The following is a 385-nucleotide window of genomic DNA, read 5'->3' as shown; positions in this document are numbered from 1 at the left end:
TTCGAGGCGCAGGTCGCCGCGACACCGGACGCCGTGGCCGTCGTGTCCGGTGACGTGCGGATGTCGTACGGCGAGGTGGAGGAGCGGGCCAACCGCATCGCCCACCATCTGATCGCCGCCGGTGCCGGAGCGGACAGCCTGGTCGGTGTGTGCCTTCAGCGCGGCCCGGACCTGGTGCCCATCTGGAAGGCGGGCGCGGCTTATCTTCCGCTGGATCCGACTCTGCCGGCCGAACGTCTCGCCTTCATCCTGGCCGACACCAAGGCTTCGGTCGTGGTCACCAGCACCACCCACACCGCCACCCTCGCCGCCGCCCACCAGGGCACCCTCATCCTCACCGACGCACACGCCGCCCGCATCGCCCGCCGCCCCATCACCGCCCCGG

1 protein-coding gene is annotated in these 385 nt (G+C 71.9%); it reads left to right on the top strand.

Annotated features, from left to right (window positions below; translation table 11 throughout):
• Positions 1-385 (top strand): AMP-binding protein (locus tag IF54_RS40295; protein WP_037821284.1); only part of this gene is annotated, 385 nt, incomplete at both ends.

Origin of the sequence: Streptomyces sp. NRRL B-3229 (genome assembly GCF_000719505.1) — a bacterium.
Taxonomy (GTDB): Bacteria; Actinomycetota; Actinomycetes; order Streptomycetales; family Streptomycetaceae; genus Streptomyces; species Streptomyces griseorubiginosus.
This window is presented reverse-complemented; position numbering and strand designations above follow the sequence as displayed.